Genomic DNA, 22,766 nt, shown 5'->3' with positions numbered 1-22,766 from the left:
AAGTGCGGTCTCGATGCAGTTCATCGACGACGAGTGCTTGACCCGCGTCAGGCAACTCCTGCAGTCTGGGCCCGAGGTCAGTGTGCGAGCACCTCGTACGCAGGTCGTAGGACCTCCTCCAGCGGACGCCCGCGCACCACGACGCCGGTCGCGGGCAGTTGGTCGATCAAGGAGGAGGTGGACCTACCCGACGGGCTGGGCGCATGCTTGGTGCCCGGTCGCGCGAAAAAAGAATCGAGACAGTCCGCGAGCGGCCGGTCCGTAGCGTGTTCGATGTCGGCGGCGGGTGGCCCGTCGGTGCGGGCGGCCTGCAGGTTGGCCAGCAGGTCCTCGCGCTCGCGTCCACGCCAGGCCAGGATCGCGAACGGGTCGTCGTCGAAGGATTCGGCCAACAGGTAGAACGCGGCAGCGAGGTGTTTGCACGGCACGGCGCTGTCAGGGCACGAGCAATCCATCGACAGCTGCCGGGCGTTCTTGGGGAACAACGAGAGGCCGAGCCCGGTGAAGACCTCCTCGATGTCTTCGGGCATCTCTCCAGCAAGCAATTTCGCCGCGTACCAGGCACTTCCCGCGAGTGCCGTCTCCACCTGAGCCCAGTCCTGCTTGCCGAAGGCGGTGACGCCGATCCGCACCCGGTAGGGGCGCGCCCGACTGCCCTGCACCGAGGCGGTCACCGAGCCCGGGCCGACGTCGAGCGTGAGGACCTGCCCTCTGCGGGCGTAGTTGCGGCCACGCTGCATCCGGCTGCCCAGGCCCAGACCCTCCAGCACCTCGATGAACCGCGCCGACCACCATTGTTGACCGATCACGCCACGCCGACTACGCGCCTTGATGCCCCCTTCCACGGTGCGCGGGCGCGAAGGTGGCGGAAACCAGTCACTCATCGACGGCTCCTGCGGACAGCGCGAAGACGTCTCGCAGATCGCCGGTGGACAGCTCGGTCAGCCAGCCCTCGCCGTCGCCTACCACCAGGTCGGCCAGACCCATCTTCTGCGTGATCATGTCGTCGATCCTCTCCTCGAGGGTCCCTGAGCAGATGAACTTACGGACCTGCACGCTGCGTTTCTGGCCGATGCGGAAAGCCCGATCGGTCGCCTGGTTCTCCACCGCTGGATTCCACCACCGGTCCAGGTGCACGACGTGGTTGGCTGCGGTCAGATTGAGTCCGGTGCCGCCCGCCTTCAGTGACAGCAGGAAGATCGACGGACCTTGACCGGACTGGAAACGGGCCACCATCTCGTCGCGGCGCGCTCGCGGAGTGCCACCGTGCAGGTAGAGCACGTCCTGGTTGAAGCGCGCGGCCAGGTGCGGCGCGAGCATCTCGGCGAACTCGGTGAACTGGGTGAAACACAGCACCCGGTCACCCTCGGCGAGGATCTCCTCCAGAATTTCCTCGAGCCGGATCACCTTTCCCGATCGGGTCCCGACCGGTGACCGGTCATGCAACAGCTGCGCCGGATGGTTGCACACCTGTTTGAGTTTGGACATTGCGGCAAGTACGTTGCCGCGCCGCTTGATCCCCTCACTGCTCTCGATCCGGTCCATCATGTCGTCCACGACGGACCGGTAGAGCGAGGCCTGCTCGGTCGTCAACCGGCAGTACTGCTTGATCTCGATCTTCTCCGGGAGGTCATCGATGATGCTCGGGTCCGTTTTCAGCCGACGCAGCAGGTACGGCTGGGTGGCCGCTCGCAGCTGCTTGGCCGGCTCGGTCTCGCCGTGGCGCTCGACCGGGATCGCATAGCGCGTGCGGAAAGCCTCCGGTGACCCGAGCAGTCCGGGGTTCAGGAAGTCCATGATCGACCACAGCTCGGCGAGACGGTTCTCGACCGGTGTACCGGTCAGGGCGACCCGGTGCGCGGCCGACAGACGGCGTACTGCCTTCGCGCCCCGCGACAGACTGTTCTTCACCGCTTGCGCCTCGTCGAGCACCAACCTGTTCCACTCGTATCCCGCGAGCTCGTCGATATCGCGGGTGGCGGTTGCGTAGGTGGTGACGACGAGGTCGGTCTGTGCGACGTGCTCCCGCAACGCCTTTTCATGCAGCCGGTCGACGCCGTGATGGGCGTGCACCCGCAGCGCGGGCGCAAACCTGGCCGCCTCGCGCTGCCAGTTGCCGACCAGCGACATCGGGCACAGCAGCAGCGTTGGCCCGGTGCCCGGCTCGGCATGTCGCTGCACGGCCTCCATCGCGAGTAACTGCACGGTCTTACCCAGGCCCATGTCGTCGGCCAGGCAACAACCCAGTCCGAGGGAGGACATGAACGTCAACCAGGACAGCCCGCGCTGCTGGTAGGGGCGTAATATCGCGGTGAAATCAGTCGGCGGATGTACCGGCTGTAAAGTCTGGTCTGCGCGTCCGCTGAGCAGATCACCCAGCCAGCCGTCAGCGTGCACCGAACTGATCTGCAGCGGTGTGTCGTGATCGTTCGGATGACTCGCGGCCAGCGCGAGCACTGCCGCCGCGGTCATTTGTCCGCTGGGCGTACGGGTAAGGAAATCCAAGCCACGGCGCAGCTGATCGGGATCGACGCTCACCCACTGGCCGCGCAACCGGACCAGCGGAGCTTTCGCCTGCGACAGCGCCGATATCTCTTCCTCGGTCAGCGTGTCATCCCCAACAGCCAGCGCCCAGTTGAAATCGACGAGTTGATCCCGGCCGAACCGCCCCGCCCCCACAACGACACCCTCGACCGGGGTCGACGCGCTTACTGCGAGACCCAAGCGGCGGCGCCGGTCCCACCACGTGGGCAGCAGCACACCGAATCCCGCCTCGTCGAGCGCCGGCGCCGCGGTGGTGAGGAACCGGTGTGCTGCGGCGGTGTCCAACAGGAGTTGGGACGGGCGGGCCGTGCGCAGCGCGGGGACCAACTCGGGATACACCCCGCTGGCCCGGCCGAGTTCGGTCAGCATCAGCTCCTGCGGCCGGTCGAGCCACCGTCGAAGACTGCCGTCGTCCTGCCACGCGCGCTCGGCGGACACCACGAGGCTGGGATCGGCGATGGACTGGAGCAGGAACTCCAGTCGCCATATCGCCTCGGTGGGTGGGGTGCCGGCTAGCGGGCCTGCTACCTCGGTATCGGCGTCTACCTCTACCTCGAGTTCGCTGAGACGGAAGGTCGCCCGCGCCGGACCCGTCGGCGCCGTCGCCACCTCGTCCCACGGAGCCAACGCCTGCGCGAGCGCCTGGACGTCGTCGGGGTCCGCCTCGAATTCCCCGTCAGGTGCCGTCAGGGCGGCGAGCCACGCTTCCTGAGCGGGTTGTCGTTTGGGCCGACGACCCCGGCGGGGCGCCATGAGATCGGTCCCCGCGGGATAGGCGGCCGCCAGGGCGCGTCGCGCAGCAGCATCCACCAGCGCAGCCAGAGCGCAGGACCCGAGCATCTGCGCCGGTGCGGCGTTCGGTTCGGCACGGCATACCGGCGGCATGCTGGCGCACAGGGAGGTCAGCGTCAGCAGGTCGTGGCTGTGTAGCACTGGCCGCCATGACGCCCGCGTGCCCTGAGCGTCCCGGATGACTGCGGGAACGACGCGCCCTCGTTCGAGTAGGTCCTCGGCGAAGTCAGCGAGGTCGTACAGGTAGTCCACCGATGCGCCGAGTCGGACATCGTCGGGCGGGTCCTCCAGGACGGCCCACGCCTGCGCGGCGTTGAGTACCACGACCGGGACGGTCCACGCCAGCAGCCGCGGCTGCGAACGAGGCGCGGGTCGTGGGGCGATGCGGATCAGTTCTGGGGAATCCAGCGGCGCTGACTGCAGCGAGGGGAGTAGGAGCGTCGCGCTGGCTTCCGCGCCCCCACCAACACCGGCGATGGCGGAGACAACGTGCGCCGGCGCTGCGAAGGGGTGGGATCGGGCGGTGCTCAGCGCTTGACTGGGACTCTTCACGGTGAGTTCTGAGTCCTCCGCCCAGAGGAGCAGTCCGATCGAGGACGACCAGAATCCGTGCAGGACGAACATGAGCCTCCAACGTCGTGCGTGCGATGCCGGGAATTCTACCGACCTCGTCGCTGCTGATCCGGGTTGCCAACGAAGCACCTTCTTCCTTCCCGGGGCTGATGCTCTGTTCAAGGGGGGCTGTCGGTGGTCGGTGCTTGTATGAAGACATGAGTTCGAACACCGCCTGGGTTGATACCCCGGCCCTGACACCACCGGATCCGCGGACGGCGCTGTCGCACGTGGTGGGTCGGCTCAACGCGGCACACGCCGAACTGGTCACGCTCGTGACGCAGGTGCTCGCGGATCAGTCATGGGTGATCGGGGGGATCCGCTCACCGCAACACTGGTTGACGTGTTACGCGGGCCTCTCGCACGCGGTCGCGACTGACATTGTCCGGATCGCGGAAAGGTCTGGGGCCCTGCCCGCGCTGGCGCAGGGCCTGACCGGTGGTGACCTGTCGATCGGACAAGCCTCGGTCATCGCCCGTTACACCCCCGACAACTTCGACACCGACGTCGTTGAACTGGCCCGACACGCGAGCGTGCCCCAACTACGCCGGGCACTGAGCAAATACGAATTCAGCCCCACGCCCGCCGCCGCCGCTACTGCCGCCACCACCGCCGCGACGGTCGAACGGTTGGATGAGTTCGACCCGACCGTGCAGCGGGCCCAGGTACACATGCACACCCAGGACGGACGATTCCACCTGACCTACGACGCGCCCGCCGACATCGGGGCCCTGGTCCACCAGGCAGTAGTAGAGGCCAAAGACGCCCTGTTCCTGGCCGGCCACCCACACGTCACCATGGGTGAGGCGCTACTGGAAGTCGCGACCCGATCACTGCAACAAGGGACTGACCTGTCCACCGGCCGATCGAACACGTTCCGCATCTACCTGCACCTGGACACCAGCGGACACGGGTGGATCACCAACAGTGGCGCGCTACCCCCGCACCTACTGCGTCAATGGACCTGCAACGGGCTGGTCAACCCCGTGTGGGAAACGAGCGGGCCACCGGTCAACGTCGGACGCGCCCAACGCATCGTGCCCGCCCGCACCCGACGCCTGATCGAAGACCGCGACGGCGGGTGCGCCCATCCCGGCTGCGGCGCCACCGGGCACCTGGAATGCCACCACATCACCCACTGGGCCGACGGCGGACCCACCAATGTCGAAAACCTGATCAGTCTGTGCCCCTACCACCACGACCGACACCACACCGGTGACTTCACCATCGAACCCCTCCCCGCACACCCGGGCCACTACAGATTCCTCGATCGCGGCGGAGCACCCCTGGGCCCCATCGAACGCCGAACGCCCACCACCAACGAACCAGACCCGCAGACCACCCCCTACCGGGGCGCATCCGGGCAAGCACTACACCTCGCATGGGTACGGTTCGCCCCCAACCCCACCCCCGCCACCACACGCGACCGCCGAAAACTCTGGATCCTCGCCGGCGGAACCGGCGACCCACCAGATCCACCCGACCGAACACGTTCACCCGATCCCCACACCGCAGCCGCTGAGGACTGACGAAGGATCACCTCCCGGGGTCAGGCGGGTTCCATCCAGAATGGCCTGGTTCCGACGCCGATTCGCCAACGGGCAGCTTCCTCCGAGGGGCTGTATGACTGACCCAACGACGCGAGCAGGCCGCGCAGCAGCGTTTTGGTCAGCTGTAGTCGCGCCCGGTCGGCTGCGCTGTAGTGACCGCGCCCCCGCACCCCGGCCAGTGGAGCCATGACCGGCGACACCAGCAGGCCTGCGCCGCCCGCGAGACCTCGGTAACCGAGGCGCTCCGCCACACTCAGACCGGGCGGACCGGCTAAAAATGCCCGCAGGTCATCGGGCACCGGTTCGAGTATCGGCTGGTAGACCGCGAGCGCGTCGGCGAGTTCAGCCTGAGTGTCCGGCAGGTCGGTCGCTCCGAGCTTGGTGGCACTGATCGCCCATTGGGAAACGTACTGGTCCGGCCAGCGCGGCCCGAATCGCGGCTTCAAGTCCGTGCCGACCGCCAGCTGCGCGGCCAGGAATGCGTCGGTGAAGGCCAGGTGTACCCACCGCAGCAGGTCCGGATCTCCCGCTGCGTACGCCCGCCCGTCCGGCGCGAAGCCTTTGACCTTCCGGTGCATGCCGCGCACGCGAGCTGATTCGCGCTCGGCGAGCTTCTCCGAGCCGAAGGTGCTGACCACCAGCCACCGCGCGGTGCCCGCGAGGCGCGCCCACGGGTCTTCGGTGTAGTCCGAGTGGCCCTGCACCCCCGCCAGGGCGAGAGGATGCGCGGCCTGCCCCAGCAGCGCAGCGACTCCTCCGGCCAGGGTCGACAGGTCGCCGTGCACCCGCCAGACAACGCCGTCCGGTTCGAAAAGACCGGGCCCCTCACCGACCGTCGCGATGGCGCGCACCCAGTCCGGTGCGCCGGTCGGGTCGCCCGATACGCGGCTACGGAACGCGTTCCGGGTGTTGTCTTTCAACTGCTGGAGGGTCGCTACCACCCGCCCATCGTGCGCGTCCCGCCTCTGACTCAATGAGCCCGGGGTGCCGCGACGTTGCTCAGGACCAGGTCGACCTGTTGTCCATTTCATCGCGGGCGCGGTCCAGTCGGCCTTGAAAAATGATCGCCACCCTCGTGGGCCGTCCGCCTCCCAGGAGGCGTGGGTGGGCTCGGGTGAGCGAATGCCCGATCGGTCGACGCAGCAAGGTGATCAGCCGGGCCGCTCGTTGCGGACCTAGCTCGGCGCCCGCATGGTGGACCAGCGTTTCCTCATCGGTGGTGTGCCGCGCCCACGACTGCTCGATCTCACTCCAGAGTTGTAGACGCCGCTGCACGGAGGGATTGCCACCCGCACCGCCGCGCAGGAGGTTGTTCAATGCTCTGATGGTGTGTTCGATCGAGCGCAATTCGCTGAGCATGGAGGCCGTGCAGGCAGGTCCGAGCTCTGAGTCGGCTGACCGCAGCATCGGGTAGGCGCGCGTCGTCATCACCACTGCGTGATGGGATACGGCGGAGACAACCCGATCGAAGGATCCCAGTTCATCCTCGGATCGGTTCGTCGCGGCGAGCCGGGCGGCAACCATTGCCTGGGTGATCCGCGCGTGGTCGTGGTGCACCAGCTCCTGCAGTTCAGCGGTCAGCGCGCCGTGGTCCCGCTCAGACTCCGGCGCCGCGGCAAGCTCGCGGTCCTCTCCGATGAGGTGTGCGGTGAGTAGCGCGCTCACCCGCTCCGCGTGATTCAGGGCCAGCATCGAAGTGTGGGCGCGCTGTACGTCATGCACTGCTTCGATCATCCTGCGGTGCTCGCGCAGCTGCCGGTGGTGCCGTCGTTCGGAGCGTTGCTTCATCCGCCGAACGAGGTGGCGATCAGTCCCGCACGATTGAAGGGCGCGATCCTCCGTATTCAGAACCGGTAGCAGCTGCCGGACCAACAGGTCTTCGAGTTGCGCGCGAGCTGCTTCGACGTTTACCTCGGTCAGGCGGGCCTGATGCAACTCCCAGATGGCATCGGTTACCCGTTCGGCCAGTTGCGCGTGGCTGCAGACAGTTCGTTCCGGGGAACTACCGGTCGGCTGGTTGATCATCAGGGCCTCTTTTCGGCGTGCCGTCGGGTCGCCGTACAGCCAATACTGTACTCTCGACGGAGATTTTAACAACTAAAATCGTTTAATATTGTTTGAGATGTCTATGGATACCCCTGTTTCCAGTAATATCTGCTGCAGAATGCGAGGAAATCCTCGCGCGGACGAGAGGTGCCGGAGATGCAGAAGGCACGTCGGGCGCGAGTGCTGCGAGCGCTACGCGACAGCGGCCGGCCCCTCGGCGTCCGCGAGGTCGCTGAGCTGCTCGAGGTGCATCCCAACACTGCGCGAACTCATCTCGTCGGTCTCGTCGAGGAGGGTTTGGCAGCACCGCAACAAGAAAAGCTGGCTGCTGCAGGACGGCCGCGTACGGTTTACGCCGCAGTGGCCGCGGGGCCGCACGTCGGGCGGCGCAACTTTCCGATGTTGTCCACAATTCTCACCAGCCTGGTGGCCAGGTCTGTGCCGGATCCGGAGGGTGTCTCCCTCGAAGCTGGGCGGGCGTGGGGGCGTTATCTTTCGCAACGGCCAGTTCCCTACGAGCCGGTGGATGCCGAGCAGACGCGCGGTCGGCTGCAGGACATGCTGGAAGAGGTCGGCTTCGAGCCCGATCGCGATGAGGTGCGTACGCCTGGGCATGCCGGCCCGCTACAGCCGCTGCACCTACGCAACTGTCCATTTCGTGAGGTGGCTACGTCTCAACCACAGATCACGTGCACGATTCATCTGGGTCTGATGCAGGGGGCGCTGGAAGAAATGGACTCTCCGCTCTCTGTGGATCGACTCGAGCCATTCATGCAGCCGTCGTTGTGTGTTGCCCACCTCGCACTGCGCTCAGACGTGCGCTCAGACAGGCAACCCGGCCAGGATGATCCGACCTGACCCTGGGGGTTGCTATTAATACAGGGGTAACTGTATTAATAGGTATGAACACTTCATCCAGAATTACTGACCTGCATCGTGACCAGTCGGTAGGGGCGAACAGCCGGGTCTCCGATGATCATCACGCCGGACTGTGGTCGGTGTTGATCCGGCGGGTCGACGCGGTGGTCGCGGCCGCGAGCGCCGATCCCGGCCTTGAGGACCGTCAGCTGCGGGACAGACTGCTCGATTTCCTACACGGGGACGTCCTGGCCCATCTGCGCACCGAGGAGCAGATCCTGTATTCGGCCGCACGCGCGGCCGGGCTGGACGCGCTCGTCGCTGCCCTGGAACTCGACCGCCGCTTCCTGATGAAGCTGGTGACGGACATCGAACGCTCTGAGAACGTGCTGCAGATTGCCCTGGCCGGGCGTGCCCTGGTGACCCTGGTCGGCCTACTCATCGAGAAGGAGGAGACCGTCCTGATCCCCGCTATGCAGGCTGCGGGCCTCAACGTGTCGGATCTTCTCGACGGGATGGTCGTGGCGATGGCCACGAACTACGACTCCCGCTTCACCTACCTCTGACGCGGGGGGTGAGCAGCGAGATGGAACTACGCCAATTGAACGATGCATCGGTGGGCGCACCCGCGGCACGGAACGTCCCGACGGTGCGGATCATCTTCGGTGGCGAGCCGGACGGACCCGCGATCGCGCTGATCACGGTAGATGTGCCGGCCGGTACCGCGATGCCGCAGCACCGGCACTCCGGATCCGACATCGTTGTTATGCCCATCATCGGGACGGTGAACATCGCTCAGGCCAACGAGGTCCTCGTCGTGAATACCGGTGACGCCGTGCTGGTGCGGCAACAGGAGGCGGTGTCGGTGACCAATCCCGGCGCCGAGTTCGCCCGGCTGGTCATCGCTGCGGGCCCCGCTGATTTTGTGGCAGGCATCAGCGAGTGGCCGGACACCGGGCAGGGCTCGTAGTCGCGGTCAGGTCCGCAGACGGTATCCCTGCCCGGGATCGGTGAGCAGGTACCGCGGTCGACCGGGCGCCGGTTCGAGTTTGCGGCGAATTCCCGCCGCGTAGACGCGCAGGTAGTGGGTCTCCCGCTCATATCCCGGACCCCACACTGCGCGCAGCAGCTCGGCCTGACCCACCAGGTGGCCCGGATGTAGCGCGAGACGCTCGAGGAAGGACCATTCGGTGGGGGTCAGTCTGATCGTCACACCGTCACGGGTGGCATTGCGTTCCACGAAGTCGAGCGAGAAGTCGTCGGTCACGATGGGCGCCGCGTGGGCGGCGTCCGAACTGGAGCGACGTACGGCGGAACGTACCCGCGCCAACAGCTCGTCCATCCCGAACGGCTTGGTGACGAAATCGTCGGCGCCTTCGTCGAGTGCCTCGACCTTGTCGTCGGAATCATGGCGTGCGGACAATACGATGATCGGCACCTCGCTGGTCCTGCGTACCTGCCGGATCACTTCGACACCATCGATATCGGGAAGCCCGAGGTCGAGGATCACCAAGTCGGGGACCGAGTCGACAATGCTCTGCACCGCCGATCGACCGTCGAACGCGCGCTCCACCTCATAACCGCGTGCTCTCAGGTTGATGCTGAGCGTGCGCACCAGGCTCGGCTCGTCATCGACGACCAAAATACGGGTCACAGCAGCGACACCGTCATTGTCAGTCCGCCGCCGGGGGTGTCGTCGGCGTTGACCGTGCCGCCCATAGCCTCGGTGAGGCCCTTGGCAACGGCGAGCCCCAGGCCGACTCCGCTGCCGCGGGGTGCATCCCCATACCGCTGGAAGGGTTCGAAGATCCCCGCACGCTGGTCTGCCGGCACGCCCGGACCGCAGTCGATGACCCGCAGCTCGACGTGCCCGTCGGTGGCCTCGGCGCTGACGGTCACCGACGTGCCGGGCGGGGTATGACGCAGCGCATTCTCGATCAGGTTGGCGAGCACCCGTTCGGTCAGACCCGGGTCGGTCCGACACGTCAGATGCGGGTCGGGTAGCTGCACCGTCACGCGGTCGCGATCGGTGACGGTGTGCAGAGCGGCCTCGATCAGGTCGGCAGCGAGGGATTCATCCGCGCGGATCGTCAGGTTGCCGGACTGGATACGCGACATGTCCAGCAGATTCTCGATCAGCGCATCGAGCCGGTCAGCAGACTCCTCGACGGTCTCGAGCAACTCGTCCTGATCCTCCTGGGACAGCTCGATGTCGGTACTACGCAGCCCGGACACCCCTGCCTTGATCGAGGACAGCGGCGTACGCAGGTCGTGCGATACCGCGGCGAGCAGCGCGGTGCGGTACTGGTTGTCCTTCGCCAGCGCGTCCGCTCCGGCCGCCGCGAGCGCGAGGCTTTCGCGGTGCAGGATGGCTTCGGCGTGATCGGCGTAGGCCTCGACCAGACGCCGCTGGCGGGCATCGATGCCACGGGTGGCGAGCACGAGACTGTGTTTCTTGCCGACCCGCGCGGATGTCAACCGGTCCGGGTCACTCAGCTCGATGCTGCCGCTGGTCGCAAGGACCGAACCGTCTGCAGTGTTCAGCAGCGCCGCTCCGGGGACGGTGAAGGTGTCGCGGGCCTGTTCGAGCAGGGCTGGAAGTTGTTCGTCGGCGTCCAGCAGCGAGTGCGCGAGTGCTGCCAGTAACTGGGCATCCCGCCCGAACGCCGACGCCTGTGCACTGCTGCGTGCCGTCAGGTGCACAACGCCCGCCACCGCCACGGCGACGAGCACGAAGAGCACCAGTGCGGCAACGTTCTGCGGCTGGCCGATGGTGAAGGTCCCTGTTGGCTGGGTGAAGTACCAGTTCAGCACCAGACTCGCGATCACCGCGCAGGTCACTGCGGGCCACAGACCACCGACGATCGCCACGAGGACGGTCAACGCGAGGTAGACCAGGACCTCCAGCGGCAGCGAGTGGTAATCGGTCGTGGCATCCAGCAACACCGTCAGCAGGGCAACCCCGGCGGTCGCGAGCAGCCAACCGAGGATGGTGCGGCGGCGCCCGAGTGCCGGCAGCACGAGGCCCGATGACCGGCCGCTGCGGATACGTGAGTGCGTCACCATCAGTACGTCGATCTCACCGGAGCCGTCGACGACGGTCTCGCCGACTCCGCGGCCGAGCAGCTGCTGCAGCCGGGAGCGACGGCTGGCACCGACGATGATCTGGGAGGCGTTGACGCCCCGCGCGAAGTGCAGGATCGCACCGCCGATGTCCTCGCCGCTGACCGTGTGGAACTCACCGCCCAGTTCTTCGGTGAGATTCCGTGCGGCTCGTGCGGACTCGGGCGGGATCTCACGTAGTCCGGACTCCGACACGACCTGCACGGCGATCAGCTCGCCACCGGCACCGCGGCTGGCGACCCGGGCGCCCCGCCGCAGCAGGATCTCCTGCTCGGGACCCCCGGTCAGGGCGACCACGACGCGCTCGCGGGCCGCCCAGGTGCTGTCGATGTCGTGCTCCGCGCGGTAGCGCAGCAGACCCTCATCGACCCGATCGGCCGTCCACAGCAACGCCAGCTCGCGAAGGGCTGAGAGGTTGCCCGGCCGGAAGTAGTTGGAAAGCGCCGCGTCGACCTTGTCCGGCCCGTACACGTTGCCGTGTGCAAGGCGGCGACGCAGCGCCTCCGGTGTCATGTCGATGAGTTCGATCTGGTCTGCGGCGCGCACCACGGCATCCGGCACGGTCTCGCGCTGCTTGATGCCGGTGATCTCCTGGACCACGTCGTTGAGCGATTCCAGGTGCTGCACGTTGACGGTGGAGATGACGTCGATCCCGTGGTCGAGCAGCTCCTGAATGTCCTGCCACCGGCGTTTGTGCCGCGAACCTGAGGCATTGCTGTGCGCCAACTCGTCGACGAGCGCGACCTCGGGTCGGCGAGCGATGATCGCGTCCACATCAAGCTCTTCCAGGGTCGTGTCGCCGTGCGCGACCCGTAGGCGCGGGATGGTCTCCAGACCGCCCACCTGCTCGGTCGTATAGGTCCGGCCATGGGTTTCGACCAGCCCGATCACGACGTCCGTGCCGCGATCGCGGCGGCGGGCGCCCTCCTGCAGCATCCGGACGGTCTTGCCGACACCGGGCGCGGCGCCCAGGTAGATGCGTAGTTTGCCTTGTGACACAGCCTGATTATCCCGCGTTGGGGAGTTTCGTCAGGGCCAGGTTGAGCTGCAGCACGTTGACGCGCGGCTCTCCGAGGTAGCCCAGCACCCGCCCCGAGGTGTTCGCCGCGATCAGCCGTTGCACGGTCGCGACCGGCACCTTGCGGGCAGCCGCAATGCCGGCAGCCTGCAGGGCTGCGTACGCCGGGGAGATGTGCGGGTCCAGCCCGCTGGCGCTACTGGTCAGCGCGTCCGGCGGTAGCCGGCTACCGATCGGGCCGGCGGCTTTGCGGGCGGCTGCGACGGCCTTGGTCAGCCGCGCGTCGGATTCGGGCAGGTTGCTGCCGCCACTGGTGTCACCGGCGTAGTCCGAGGCCGACATCCGGCCGTGGAACCAGGTGGGCCCGGTGAACTTCTGGCCCAGTAGCGAGGACCCGACGGCGCGTCCGTCGTGCTGCAGGATCGAGCCGGTCGCCTGGTCGTGGAATGCGACGCGGCCCACCCCCCAGACCACGGCGGGGTAGCCGATGCCCAGGACAAGTGTGAAGACGATGAGCATGCGTAAGGCGGCCAGGGTCTGGCGACCCAGGGATGACAAGGGCAGAGATGAGGAAGCCATAACAGGTCACATTCCCGGGAGGAGTTGGACGATCAGGTCGATGATCTTGATGCCGATGAACGGTGCGATGACGCCGCCGAGGCCGTAGATCAACAGGTTGCGTGCGAGCATCTGATCGGCGCGCATCGGTCGGTATTTGACGCCCTTGAGCGACAGCGGGATCAGCGCGAGGATGACCAGCGCGTTGAAGATGACGGCCGACAGGATCGCCGAGTTCGGCGAGTGCAGCCGCATGATGTTCAGGCTGTTCAGACCCGGGTAGAGCGTCAGGAACATCGCGGGGATGATCGCGAAGTACTTCGCCAGGTCGTTGGCGATCGAGAACGTCGTCAGCGCGCCACGGGTGATCAGCAACTGTTTCCCGATTGCCACGATTTCGATCAGTTTCGTCGGGTCGCTGTCGAGGTCGACCATGTTGCCGGCCTCTTTCGCGGCCGACGTACCGGTGTTCATTGCGACGCCGACATCGGCCTGCGCCAGCGCAGGCGCGTCATTCGTGCCGTCGCCGGTCATCGCGACCAGCCGGCCGCCCTGCTGCTCCTCCTTGATCAGGCGCATCTTGTCCTCGGGGGTGGCTTCGGCGAGGAAGTCATCCACGCCGGCCTCCTCCGCGATGGCCTTGGCGGTCAGCGGGTTGTCGCCGGTGATCATCACCGTGCGGATGCCCATCCGGCGTAGCTCGGCGAAGCGCTCGACCATGCCGGGCTTGATGACGTCCTTGAGGTAGATGACGCCGACGGCTGCTGCCGGTGCCTCGCCCTGACGGACCGCGATCACCAGCGGGGTCCCGCCGAGCGCGCCGATCTCGTCGGCTGCGCGCATGGCTTCATCGACCCCGGTGCCGCCGGTCTCGGTGACCCACCGGCATACCGATCCGGCCGCGCCCTTGCGTAGTTGGGTGCCGTCGCTCAGATCCAGACCACTCATCCTGGTCTGCGCCGTGAACGGGATCACGACCGCGTCGGTCGGTGAGGCGGCCGTCGCACCGAGGGTGGCAGCGGTCCAGGTGACGATCGAGCGACCCTCGGGGGTCTCATCGGCCAGCGAGGACAACTGTGCCCAGCTGTGTACGTCGTGCGTCTCGCGTCCGGACAGCACCCGGATGTCGTCGGCCTGCCGGTTCCCGAGGGTGATGGTGCCGGTCTTGTCCAGCAGTAGCGTCGAGATATCGCCGGCGGCTTCCACCGCTCGACCGGACATCGCCAGCACGTTGCGCTGCACCAGCCGGTCCATACCGGCGATGCCGATGGCCGACAACAGGGCGCCGATCGTGGTCGGGATGAGGCAGACGAGTAGCGCGACCAGGACCACGATCGTGGGTGATTTACCGGTGAAGTTGGCGAGCGGCGGGATCGTCGCGACGGCAAGCAGGAAGATGATCGTCAGGACGACCAGCAGGATTCCGAGCGCGATCTCGTTGGGCGTCTTCTTGCGTTCGGCGCCTTCGACCAGCGCGATCATCCGATCGATGAAGGTTTCACCCGGTTTGGAGGTGATCTCTACGACGATCCGGTCCGAGAGCACCGTGGTGCCGCCGGTGACCGCGCACCGGTCGCCACCCGCCTCCCGGATGACGGGCGCGGACTCACCGGTGATTGCCGACTCGTCCACGGTGGCGATGCCCTCGATCACGTCACCGTCACCGGGGATCACCTGACCTGCCTCGACCACCACCAGATCGTGCAGTTGCAGATCGGCGGCCGCGACCTGCTCTTCGGAGCTGCGATCGGCAGCCAACCGGCGCGCGGAGGTGGTGGTGCGCGTCTTGCGTAGTGAGTCGGCCTGGGCCTTGCCGCGACCCTCGGCGATGGCCTCGGCCAGGTTGGCGAACAGGATGGTGGCCCAGAGCCAGACGGTGATGCTCCACGCGAAGAACGAGGGGTTCACCACGGCGAACACCGTGGTCACGACCGAGCCGACACCGACGACGAACATCACCGGTGAGCGGAAGAGGTGGGCCGGGTGGAATTTGCGCAGCGCGTCCGGCAGCGAACTGCCGGCGCTCCGGATGAGCGTGCTGGACTGGGTGGTCATGAAAGAGCCTCCGCGAGAGGGCCGAGCGCGAGTGCAGGTAGGAAGGTCAAGCCGGTGACGAGCAGGGCGACACCGACCATCAACCCGGCGAACAGGGTCGTATGGGTGGGCATCGTGCCGTCGTTCGGTGGCCGCTTGCGTTGCGCGGCAAGAGAGCCGGCCAACGCGAGGACGAAGACAAGGGGCACGAACCGGCCGAGCGCCATTGCTACGCCGAGCGTCGTGTTCAGATAGGGCTGGTCGGCGCTGAGGCCCGCAAAGGCGGACCCGTTGTTGTTGGAAGCCGAGGTGTAGGCGTAGAGCATCTCGCTGAGCCCGTGTGGCCCGGTGGCGAGCAGACCCTTGCGGGCAGTGCTCAGGGCGAGTGCGGCCCCGGTGCCGACCAGGACCAGCGCGGGCGTTACCACGGTGTAGAGCGCCGCGTAGGTGATCTCCTTGCGGCCGATCGACTTGCCCAGCAACTCAGGGGTACGACCGACCATCAGGCCCGCGATGAAGACCGCGAGGATCGCGATGATGAGCGCGCCGTACAGACCCGATCCGACCCCGCCTGGCGAGACTTCACCGAGCGCCATATTGATGATCGCGGTACCGCCGCCCAGCGGGCTGTAACTCTCGTGCAGCGAGTTCACCGCGCCGGTGGATGTGCTGGTCGTGGAGCCCGCGAAGAGCGCCGAGCTCCAGACTCCGAAGCGGACCTCTTTGCCTTCCATCGCGCCCAGCGCGTTGGTCGCGGACGATGCTTCGGCCCAGGTGATGATCGCGACGCCGGCCGCCCAGAGGGTGGCCATGAAGCCCAGCACGGCGTACCCCTGGCGACGGTCGCCGACCATCCGCCCGTAGGCACGGGGCAGCGCGAACGGGATGAGCAGCAGCATCAGGATCTCGACGATGTTGGTGAAGGCGTTCGGGTTCTCGAAGGGGTGCGCTGAGTTGGCGTTGAAGTAACCACCGCCGTTGGTGCCGAGCTCCTTGATGGCCTCCTGGCTGGCGACCAGGCCGGACTGGATGGTCTGGGTACCCCCGCCGAGGGTATGCACCACCTGCGGTGCGGAAAGATCCTGGATGACGCCGCTGGCGAGTAGCACGATGGCGCCGATGAGGGCCAATGGGAACAGGATCCGCACGGTGCCGCGCACGAGATCGACCCAGAAGTTGCCGACAGTGCCGGACTCCGCGCGGGCCAGCCCGCGGATCAGCGCAACCACGACGGCCAGCCCGACGGCGGCCGAGGCGAAGTTCTGAATCGTCAGGCCGAGGGTCTGCAGGACCGGTGAGGCGCCGGATTCACCACCGTAGCTCTGCCAGTTGGTGTTGGTGACGAAGGAGATCGCGGTGTTGAACGAGGTGCTGACGTCCATTTTTGCGCCGCGCGCGAGGGGCAGGTACGGCTGTGCGAGGCAGAGCGCGAACAACGCCGCAAAACTGACGATCGAGAAGGCGATGACCGAGACGGCGTACGTCGTCCAGCGCTGTTGCGAGCGTGGGGAGACTCCGCACACGCGGTAGATCGCCCGCTCGACGCGCAGATCCTTCTCACTGGTGAAGGTGCGCGCGATGTAGTCGCCCAGGGGGACATGCGTCAGGGCGAGGATCGCGACGAGCGTCAGGATCGTCAGCAGCCCTGCGGGGATGTCGCCCATCAGAATTTGTCCGGGTGGACGAGCGCGTAGATCAGGTATCCGAGCAGTGCCAGGGCGATGGCGCCCGCTGCGACGTATTCAGCCATACCCGGCAGTCAATGCCGGTCGCGCGCTCTCTCAGGTCGCCTTGATCCATCCTTCACGCGTCTTGATGCGATCTTGACGGGCGTGTTCGGCTCAGCTGACGAAGAACGCTGTCTTGCCCGTCTTGGCTTCCTCACGGGCCCGACCCTCGGCACGGCGTTCCACGAAGCGGGAGGCCTGCTCGTCCAGGCCCTTCATGAACTCGGCCAACTCCACGCGTGCCTGCTCGCCCTCGGCGCCCAGACCGGTCATGTTGAAGATGTCCCAGTACTTCAGGATCGGCATGATGACCTCGTCGTGGTGCAGCCGCTGGTCGTAGACACCGGCCTTGGCGATCAGCATCGAGCTGCGCCGGAAACCGGCCATCGTGGCGCCCGGCATCTCGAAGCCCTTCACCTCTTTGAGGATGGCCTGCAGCGTCTCGTCGGGGGCGATCTTCAATGCTGCCTCCACGATGTTGCGGTAGAAGATCATGTGCAAGTTTTCGTCCTTGGAGATCCGCGCGAGCATCTTGTCGGCGACCGGATCTTCGGTCACCCGGCCGGTGTTGCGGTGCGAAACGCGGGTTGCGAGCTCCTGGAACGAGACGTAGGTGACGGCCTCGAGGGCGGTCTTGTCGCCGGAGTCGTAACCGGAGGTCATGTAGTCCATCCGGGCGCGCTCGAGCTCCACGGGATCAACGCCGCGGGTTACCACGAGGTAGTCGCGCATCACGATGCCGTGCCGGTTCTCCTCGGCGGTCCAACGCCCGACCCAGGTACCCCACGCGCCGTCCCGGCCGAATCGGGTGGCTATCTCGCGGTGATACGAGGGCAGGTTGTCCTCTGTGAGCAGGTTGGTGAACATCGCGGCCTTCGCCGTCTCGGACAGCTTGGAGTCCTCGGGTGCCCAGTCCGTGCCACCCATCGCCGCGAAATTACGCCCCTGGTCGTACGGGATGTAGTCGTGCGGGTGCCACTCCTTGGCGATCCTCATGTGCCGGTCGAGGTTCTCGGCGACGACCGGTTCGAGTTCTTCCAGAAGGTGGGCTGCTGCTGGGCTCATATTCAGACATTACGCCGATCTCGGGTGAGACCGCGAGCTACCGAGGAGTTCCGCGAGAGACTGCGGGTATGACGACGGAACCCGTAGCTCTCGTGACCGGTACCTCCAGCGGAATGGGTTTGTGGACGGCGGTGGGCCTCGCCCAGCGGGGTCTGCACGTCGTGGCCACCATGCGTGATGTGGGGCGCGCCGACCGGTTGCGGGCGGCGGCGACCGACGCAGGCGTTGAGGTCGACGTTCGGGCACTTGATGTCACGGACCGGGCCGGAACGGCGGCGTGTCTGGACGGCATCCGCGCGGATCTCGGTGAGATCGAGGTGCTTGTCAACAACGCGGGTCGGGGCTCGGTAGGGACTTTGGAGCAGATCGACGACGCCACCCTGCAGCAGCAGCTGGACGTCAACTACCTCGGCGTCGCGGCGCTGACCCGCGCAGTGCTCCCGGGGATGCGCACCCTTGGTCGTGGCCGCATCGTGACGGTGACGAGTGTCGGTGGCGCGGTCGGGCAGCCATTCGCCGATGCCTACTGCGGCGCCAAATTCGCGGTCGAGGGGCTGATGCAGTCACTGGCCCCGGTAGTTGCCCCGTTCGGTATCGGCGTGGCCGTCGTCGAGCCCGCTGCCGTGGCGAGCGACTTCGTGACCAATGCCGACGTACAGGATCGCTCCGGTGTCGAGGGCGACCCGTACGGCGAATTACGCGCCGCGTACCTCAAGCGCAGCGGGGCGGCCTTCGCGAACGCCCAGGACGCACGCGGGGCGGCGGCGATCATTATCGAAGCAGCAACGACCAGCGAGCCGAAGTTCCGTTGGCAGACTTCCCCCGGCGCATCTGCGTTCGTCGGGATGTCGCTCGCGGACCTGGACGGTAGCGCCGTCCTCGGCCAGACGGCGACCTGGATCGTCTAGTGCCGAGCACCGCGGGCAGATACTCCGCGAACATCGGGCTGATCGTCGTCGTCATCGTGGTGATGGGCGGCGCGATGCTCATCTCCGCGCAGTTGGGGGTCGGCCCGGGGATCATCCTCGCCGGTTTCACCGCAATCTTCTTCACACTCGGTATCGGCGGCGGATCGTTGCGCGCCGACCTACGCAAAGCCGCGTGGTACGGCCCGTTGATGGCGCTTGCGGTGTCGCTCCCGCGGATTGTCGCCGACTATCAGCTCGGCGTCGCGCTGGTCATGGTGGCGGCCGTCATCTTCCTGGCGGGATTACTGCCCGCGCTCGGTCGTAACTACGAGCAGGCCGGGCTCGGGCTCGGGATCGGCACGGTGCTGGGATTCGCCCTGCAATCCGACACCGGATCCGCCACGCAGACCGTGGGTGCGGCCTTTGTGGGCGTCGTCTTCGTCGTGTTGCTGCGAATCCTGCTGAAGTTCCGCGATCCCAGCGACGTCACCCGACAGCTCGCTGCCGAAACGCTGACCCAACCCGATCCGGGCTTCGAGCAGGCGTACACGATGTGGTTGCGGGACAAGCCAGTCCGCTGGATCGATGAGGTGCTGCAGGCAGCTGTCGGCTATCGCACGCTGCGCGGCACGCTGAGTGGCGATGAGGCGTCGTCCGCCGATGATCGCGCTGCAGCGGTCGCCGTCATCGTGGCAGCACAACACCCGATGGCTGAGCCTGGTCCGCCCAACGTGGCCGAGTCACCGGATGAACTGGCGCCACCGGATGAACCGGCGCCACCGGGCGGCTCGGCGCTCAACCTTGCGATGCAGGCGCTGGACCGCATCGAGCACCTGGCGCAACGCCGCAACGCCGACCTGGTGGAGGGTGCGGCGGCGACTCGTTGGGTGTTCGGGCGAGCATCGGTGCGGGCCGTGCTGGTGCGGCGCTCGCAGATCCTGCGGCACGCGCTGCGCACAGTGCTCGGGGTCGTGCTGACCTTCCTGCTGGCCTGGGCCACCGTCGGTCCCCGCGACCCATTGGTCACCTCGATGGCCACGGCTGCGTTCGCGATTCTGCAGATCAGCTGGAGCCAGACACTGTTCAAGGCGAAACAACGACTGCTTGGTGTCGCCGGTGGGGCAGCGCTGCTCGCGGTGGCGCTGTGGCTGCTACCGAAAGAGTGGCTGCTGCCGTTCGCATTGGTCGCTGCCTTCTGCGGCCTGTGGCTGATCGCCAGCAATCAGGTGCTGTCCATCGGCAGTTTCGTCATCGTCTCCGTCGGTATGAATGTCGTCACGCGTGGTCTGGATCCCACCCGGACCCTGCTCGAGTACATTGGTTTGCTGTTGGCAGGGGTCACCATTGGTCTGCTGTGCGGGTTCGTCGTGGTGCCACATCTGGAACCCGACCGAGCCGAGGAACGGGTACGTCGCGCCAGACAGGCGGTGCAGGACTTGCTGCGCCGCACCGCGCAGTTGGTGCCGGACTCATCTGTAGCGGGGGCGCGGATCGTGGACGTGAGCGAGTTGGTCCAGCCATTTTATGCAGTGCGCACCGAGGTGATGAATCTCCGATCTCCGATGCATCGAACCGACGAACGGCAGGGCGTGAGCAGCGCCGATTTCGCGGCGCTCGCCACGAAGCTTGAGACGCTCGCGATCGTCGGACTCATCGAAGCGCGCGAGGGGCGGCTGTCGGCGACGACCCTCGACATGGCAGCCGATGCATTGTGCGAGGTATCCGATCAGGCACAGAACCTGGAGATTCCCGACTTTGTGCGGCTCGCCGGCTGGGTCGGTGCCGATAGCGCCCAGCTTCGCAGCGACGGACCTGCACTCTCGCCGGACGAGCCTGGACAAACCCCACAATGACGGGGTTTGTCCAGAGTCAGGTCAGCCAGCTGCATGTCGGTCGGTGCACCAGGTCAACACTCGATGACGTTCACGGCGAGGCCGCCGCGCGAAGTCTCCTTGTACTTGTCGTTCATGTCGGCGCCGGTCTGGCGCATCGTGCGGATGGCGTCGTCCAGACCCACCCGGTGGGTACCGTCGCCGTGTACCGCGAGGCGTGCGGCGTTGATGGCCTTGACCGAGGCAATGGCGTTGCGTTCGATGCACGGCACCTGCACCAGTCCGCCGACCGGGTCGCAGGTCAGTCCGAGGTTGTGCTCGATGCCGATTTCGGCCGCGTTCTCGATCTGCTCGGGGCTCCCGCCGATGACGGCACACAACGCGCCGGCAGCCATCGAGCATGCGGAGCCGACCTCGCCCTGACAACCGACCTCGGCTCCGGAGATGGAGGCACCCTCCTTGAAGAGAATGCCGAGTGCTGCGGCGGTGAGCAGGAAGGTCACCACCGCGTCGTCGCCCGCCTCCTCGTACTGGCCGTCGACGAAACGCATGTAGTAATGCAGCACCGCGGGCACGATGCCCGCCGCGCCGTTGGTCGGTGCGGTCACGACGCGGCCACCGGAGGCGTTCTCCTCGTTGACGGCCAGCGCGTAGAGATTGACCCACTCCATGGCCCAGAGCGCGTCGGTCGGTTCGCCTCCCTTGGCCCGGGCGACGGCCTCCTGCTCGCAAAGGCGTCGTTTGAGCCGGGGAGCACGGTGTCGCACCTGCAGCCTTCCCGGCAGGAACTCCTCGGTGCGCTCGCATCCGTTGGTGACGCACTCCTGCATCACGGACCAGATCTGCAGCAGGGCGGCGCGGGTCTGATCCCACGGACGGAACGCCGCCTCGTTTGCCTGCATCACCCCGGCGATCGTCATGTCCCGGGCGTGGCAGATGGCGAGCAACTCAGTCGCTGTCAGGAACGGGTGCGGCACCGAGGGGGCATCGCTGACCAGCTCGTCCTCATCGGCCGCGACGACGAATCCACCACCGACAGAGTAGAACTCGGCAGTGTGGATGGTGGAGCCGGATGCGTCGTAGGCGGCGAACCGCATACCGTTCGGATGCCGAGGCAGCTTCTTGAGGTGCAGTAGCAGGTCGGTGGCGGTGTCAAACGGGACGGCTATCTCGTTGCCGAGGCGTAGGACCTGCGAGGTGCGGATCTCCTCGTACCTCGCGAGGGCATGGCCGACATCGACGGTTTCGGGCTCCGCGCCCTCCAGGCCGAGGACGACGGCGCGGTCGGTGCCGTGCCCGGCGCCGGTCGCGGCGAGGGAGCCGAAGAGCTCGACCTGTACCCGGGTGACCTGCGGCAGCGAGTCGCTTGCGCGAAGTTGTCCGACGAAGCGATGACCGGCGCGCATCGGCCCGACCGTGTGTGATGAGGACGGTCCGATGCCGATCGAGAAGAGGTCGAGGACGGAGAGGGACATCAGACGTACTCGCGCATTCCGTCGAGCAACCAACGGGCCACGTGGATCGCGAACGAGGAGCGTGGCATCACGCGCCAGGTCTGCTCGTCGACCCGCCACAGGAGGATCCCGACGCCTTCGAGCAAGGTCGAGACCGCGCGGCCGGGCAGGAAGACCCGGGGGTGCAGGTCCAGCCGGCAGGACTTCTGCAGTACGTCCCGTGCGTGCGGCCCGGACAACTGCAGCGTGGTGCGGTTGGCCGACAGGTCGACGACCTGGCCGGGCAGGTCTCCGAGCGCGTGGGCCAGATCGGCGGTGAGTCGCATGGGATCGGGGCCGCCACCGGATTCATCGGGCGCAATGGCCAGGAATTCATCGGGTCCGAGCCAGAGCACGTGCCGATCAGCCGGCAGCGCAGTCACGACGCCGACACCGGACGGCAACGGACCGCCCAACGCCGACTCCAACACACGTGCCGACGCGCTACCCGGCCGGGCTCGAAGTCCGATCTGGGTCAGGAACGGCACCTCGCGCAGTGCCGCGCCGTCGCTGCTGCCGGCCGTCAACTCAGCTGTCAGCCGGTGCAGCGGGCTACGTCGCCGGTCCAGGAGAGTGCTGCGCTCAACCATTGTTTTCCTCGGCATT

Annotated in this window: 18 protein-coding genes; 6 read left to right on the top strand and 12 right to left on the bottom strand. The window is 66.7% G+C overall.

Annotation, left to right across the window (positions count from 1 at the left end; all coding sequences use genetic code 11):
• Nucleotides 1-77 precede the first annotated feature (77 nt).
• Both V3G39_02200 and V3G39_02195 read right to left on the bottom strand, forming a co-directional pair.
• Nucleotides 78-884 carry an SWIM zinc finger family protein gene (locus V3G39_02200; protein XAS76873.1) on the bottom strand — a complete coding sequence of 269 codons (807 nt, stop codon included), beginning with the start codon at nucleotides 882-884 and terminating at the stop codon, nucleotides 78-80.
• Nucleotides 877-3,960, bottom strand: coding sequence for a DEAD/DEAH box helicase (locus tag V3G39_02195; GenBank protein ID XAS76872.1), 3,084 nt, complete (start codon nucleotides 3,958-3,960; stop codon nucleotides 877-879). The genes V3G39_02200 and V3G39_02195 overlap by 8 nt, the downstream gene beginning before the upstream one ends.
• 146 nt (nucleotides 3,961-4,106) lie before the next feature.
• Between V3G39_02195 and V3G39_02190 the strand changes: the two genes are divergently transcribed.
• Nucleotides 4,107-5,477, top strand: coding sequence for a DUF222 domain-containing protein (locus V3G39_02190; GenBank protein ID XAS76871.1), 1,371 nt, complete (start codon nucleotides 4,107-4,109; stop codon nucleotides 5,475-5,477).
• 20 nt (nucleotides 5,478-5,497) lie between these two features.
• Here the strand turns inward: V3G39_02190 and V3G39_02185 are convergent, their stop codons facing one another.
• On the bottom strand, nucleotides 5,498-6,439 hold the full coding sequence (locus V3G39_02185) for an oxygenase MpaB family protein (protein XAS76870.1): 942 nt from the start codon (nucleotides 6,437-6,439) through the stop codon (nucleotides 5,498-5,500).
• A gap of 58 nt (nucleotides 6,440-6,497) precedes the next feature.
• On the bottom strand, nucleotides 6,498-7,523 hold the full coding sequence (locus V3G39_02180; protein XAS76869.1) for a hypothetical protein: 1,026 nt from the start codon (nucleotides 7,521-7,523) through the stop codon (nucleotides 6,498-6,500).
• 177 nt (nucleotides 7,524-7,700) lie between these two features.
• Between V3G39_02180 and V3G39_02175 the strand changes: the two genes are divergently transcribed.
• Genes V3G39_02175 through V3G39_02165 form a run of 3 tightly spaced genes read left to right on the top strand, consistent with a single transcriptional unit; the run spans nucleotide 7,701 to nucleotide 9,372 of the window.
• Entirely contained in the window at nucleotides 7,701-8,402 is a 702-nt protein-coding gene (locus V3G39_02175; GenBank protein ID XAS76868.1) for a helix-turn-helix domain-containing protein, read from the top strand.
• Nucleotides 8,403-8,446: 44 nt separating this feature from the next.
• Entirely contained in the window at nucleotides 8,447-8,968 is a 522-nt protein-coding gene (locus tag V3G39_02170) for a hemerythrin domain-containing protein (GenBank protein XAS76867.1), read from the top strand.
• Between the two features lie 50 nt (nucleotides 8,969-9,018).
• Nucleotides 9,019-9,372 (top strand): hypothetical protein, encoded by a 354-nt coding sequence (locus V3G39_02165; GenBank protein XAS76866.1) that lies wholly within the window; start codon nucleotides 9,019-9,021, stop codon nucleotides 9,370-9,372.
• A gap of 6 nt (nucleotides 9,373-9,378) precedes the next feature.
• Here V3G39_02165 and V3G39_02160 read toward each other — a convergent pair whose 3' ends face one another.
• The 6 genes from V3G39_02160 to V3G39_02135 all read right to left on the bottom strand — a co-directional run bounded on the left by V3G39_02160 (nucleotide 9,379) and on the right by V3G39_02135 (nucleotide 17,927).
• Nucleotides 9,379-10,056 (bottom strand): response regulator transcription factor, encoded by a 678-nt coding sequence (locus tag V3G39_02160; GenBank protein ID XAS76865.1) that lies wholly within the window; start codon nucleotides 10,054-10,056, stop codon nucleotides 9,379-9,381.
• Complete coding sequence (locus tag V3G39_02155) at nucleotides 10,053-12,524, bottom strand: ATP-binding protein (protein ID XAS76864.1); 2,472 nt, start codon at nucleotides 12,522-12,524, stop codon at nucleotides 10,053-10,055. The genes V3G39_02160 and V3G39_02155 overlap by 4 nt, the downstream gene beginning before the upstream one ends.
• Nucleotides 12,525-12,531: 7 nt before the next feature.
• A complete protein-coding gene (gene kdpC, locus V3G39_02150) occupies nucleotides 12,532-13,122 on the bottom strand; it encodes a potassium-transporting ATPase subunit KdpC (protein ID XAS76863.1) in 591 nt (196 codons plus the stop codon).
• A gap of 6 nt (nucleotides 13,123-13,128) precedes the next feature.
• On the bottom strand, nucleotides 13,129-15,156 hold the full coding sequence (gene kdpB, locus V3G39_02145; protein XAS76862.1) for a potassium-transporting ATPase subunit KdpB: 2,028 nt from the start codon (nucleotides 15,154-15,156) through the stop codon (nucleotides 13,129-13,131).
• A complete protein-coding gene (gene kdpA / locus V3G39_02140; protein ID XAS76861.1) occupies nucleotides 15,153-16,799 on the bottom strand; it encodes a potassium-transporting ATPase subunit KdpA in 1,647 nt (548 codons plus the stop codon). The genes kdpB and kdpA overlap by 4 nt, the downstream gene beginning before the upstream one ends.
• Before the next feature lie 177 nt (nucleotides 16,800-16,976).
• Nucleotides 16,977-17,927, bottom strand: a complete 951-nt coding sequence (locus tag V3G39_02135) for an acyl-ACP desaturase (GenBank protein ID XAS76860.1) — start codon at nucleotides 17,925-17,927, stop codon at nucleotides 16,977-16,979.
• 68 nt (nucleotides 17,928-17,995) lie between these two features.
• On the opposite strand from V3G39_02135, the gene V3G39_02130 reads away from it, so the two are divergent.
• The gene (locus V3G39_02130; protein XAS76859.1) at nucleotides 17,996-18,835 is read left to right on the top strand and encodes an SDR family NAD(P)-dependent oxidoreductase; all 840 of its coding nucleotides are present in this window, start codon (nucleotides 17,996-17,998) and stop codon (nucleotides 18,833-18,835) included.
• On the top strand, nucleotides 18,835-20,688 hold the full coding sequence (locus tag V3G39_02125; protein ID XAS76858.1) for an FUSC family protein: 1,854 nt from the start codon (nucleotides 18,835-18,837) through the stop codon (nucleotides 20,686-20,688). Before V3G39_02130 ends, V3G39_02125 begins: the two co-directional genes overlap by 1 nt.
• 53 nt (nucleotides 20,689-20,741) lie before the next feature.
• On the opposite strand, the gene V3G39_02120 is transcribed toward V3G39_02125, so the two are convergent.
• Together V3G39_02120 and soxG are read right to left on the bottom strand one after the other, a co-directional pair.
• Entirely contained in the window at nucleotides 20,742-22,142 is a 1,401-nt protein-coding gene (locus V3G39_02120; GenBank protein XAS76857.1) for an L-serine ammonia-lyase, read from the bottom strand.
• The gene (gene soxG, locus V3G39_02115) at nucleotides 22,142-22,750 is read right to left on the bottom strand and encodes a sarcosine oxidase subunit gamma family protein (GenBank protein ID XAS76856.1); all 609 of its coding nucleotides are present in this window, start codon (nucleotides 22,748-22,750) and stop codon (nucleotides 22,142-22,144) included. The genes V3G39_02120 and soxG overlap by 1 nt, the downstream gene beginning before the upstream one ends.
• Nucleotides 22,751-22,766 lie beyond the last annotated feature (16 nt).

Source organism: Dermatophilaceae bacterium Sec6.4, assembly GCA_039636865.1.
In the GTDB taxonomy this organism is placed as follows: domain Bacteria; phylum Actinomycetota; class Actinomycetes; order Actinomycetales; family Dermatophilaceae; genus Allobranchiibius.
This window is presented reverse-complemented; position numbering and strand designations above follow the sequence as displayed.

Coding starts and splice junctions, on each gene's coding strand:
- V3G39_02120 (XAS76857.1), bottom strand. CDS start 22,142: ATGTCCCTCTCCGTCCTCGACCTCTTCTCGATCGGCATCGGACCGTCC.
- V3G39_02135 (XAS76860.1), bottom strand. CDS start 17,927: ATGAGCCCAGCAGCAGCCCACCTTCTGGAAGAACTCGAACCGGTCGTC.
- kdpB (XAS76862.1), bottom strand. CDS start 15,156: ATGACCACCCAGTCCAGCACGCTCATCCGGAGCGCCGGCAGTTCGCTG.
- V3G39_02180 (XAS76869.1), bottom strand. CDS start 7,523: ATGATCAACCAGCCGACCGGTAGTTCCCCGGAACGAACTGTCTGCAGC.
- soxG (XAS76856.1), bottom strand. CDS start 22,750: ATGGTTGAGCGCAGCACTCTCCTGGACCGGCGACGTAGCCCGCTGCAC.
- V3G39_02200 (XAS76873.1), bottom strand. CDS start 884: ATGAGTGACTGGTTTCCGCCACCTTCGCGCCCGCGCACCGTGGAAGGG.
- V3G39_02195 (XAS76872.1), bottom strand. CDS start 3,960: ATGTTCGTCCTGCACGGATTCTGGTCGTCCTCGATCGGACTGCTCCTC.
- kdpA (XAS76861.1), bottom strand. CDS start 16,799: ATGGGCGACATCCCCGCAGGGCTGCTGACGATCCTGACGCTCGTCGCG.
- V3G39_02130 (XAS76859.1), top strand. CDS start 17,996: ATGACGACGGAACCCGTAGCTCTCGTGACCGGTACCTCCAGCGGAATG.
- kdpC (XAS76863.1), bottom strand. CDS start 13,122: ATGGCTTCCTCATCTCTGCCCTTGTCATCCCTGGGTCGCCAGACCCTG.
- V3G39_02170 (XAS76867.1), top strand. CDS start 8,447: ATGAACACTTCATCCAGAATTACTGACCTGCATCGTGACCAGTCGGTA.
- V3G39_02190 (XAS76871.1), top strand. CDS start 4,107: ATGAGTTCGAACACCGCCTGGGTTGATACCCCGGCCCTGACACCACCG.
- V3G39_02175 (XAS76868.1), top strand. CDS start 7,701: ATGCAGAAGGCACGTCGGGCGCGAGTGCTGCGAGCGCTACGCGACAGC.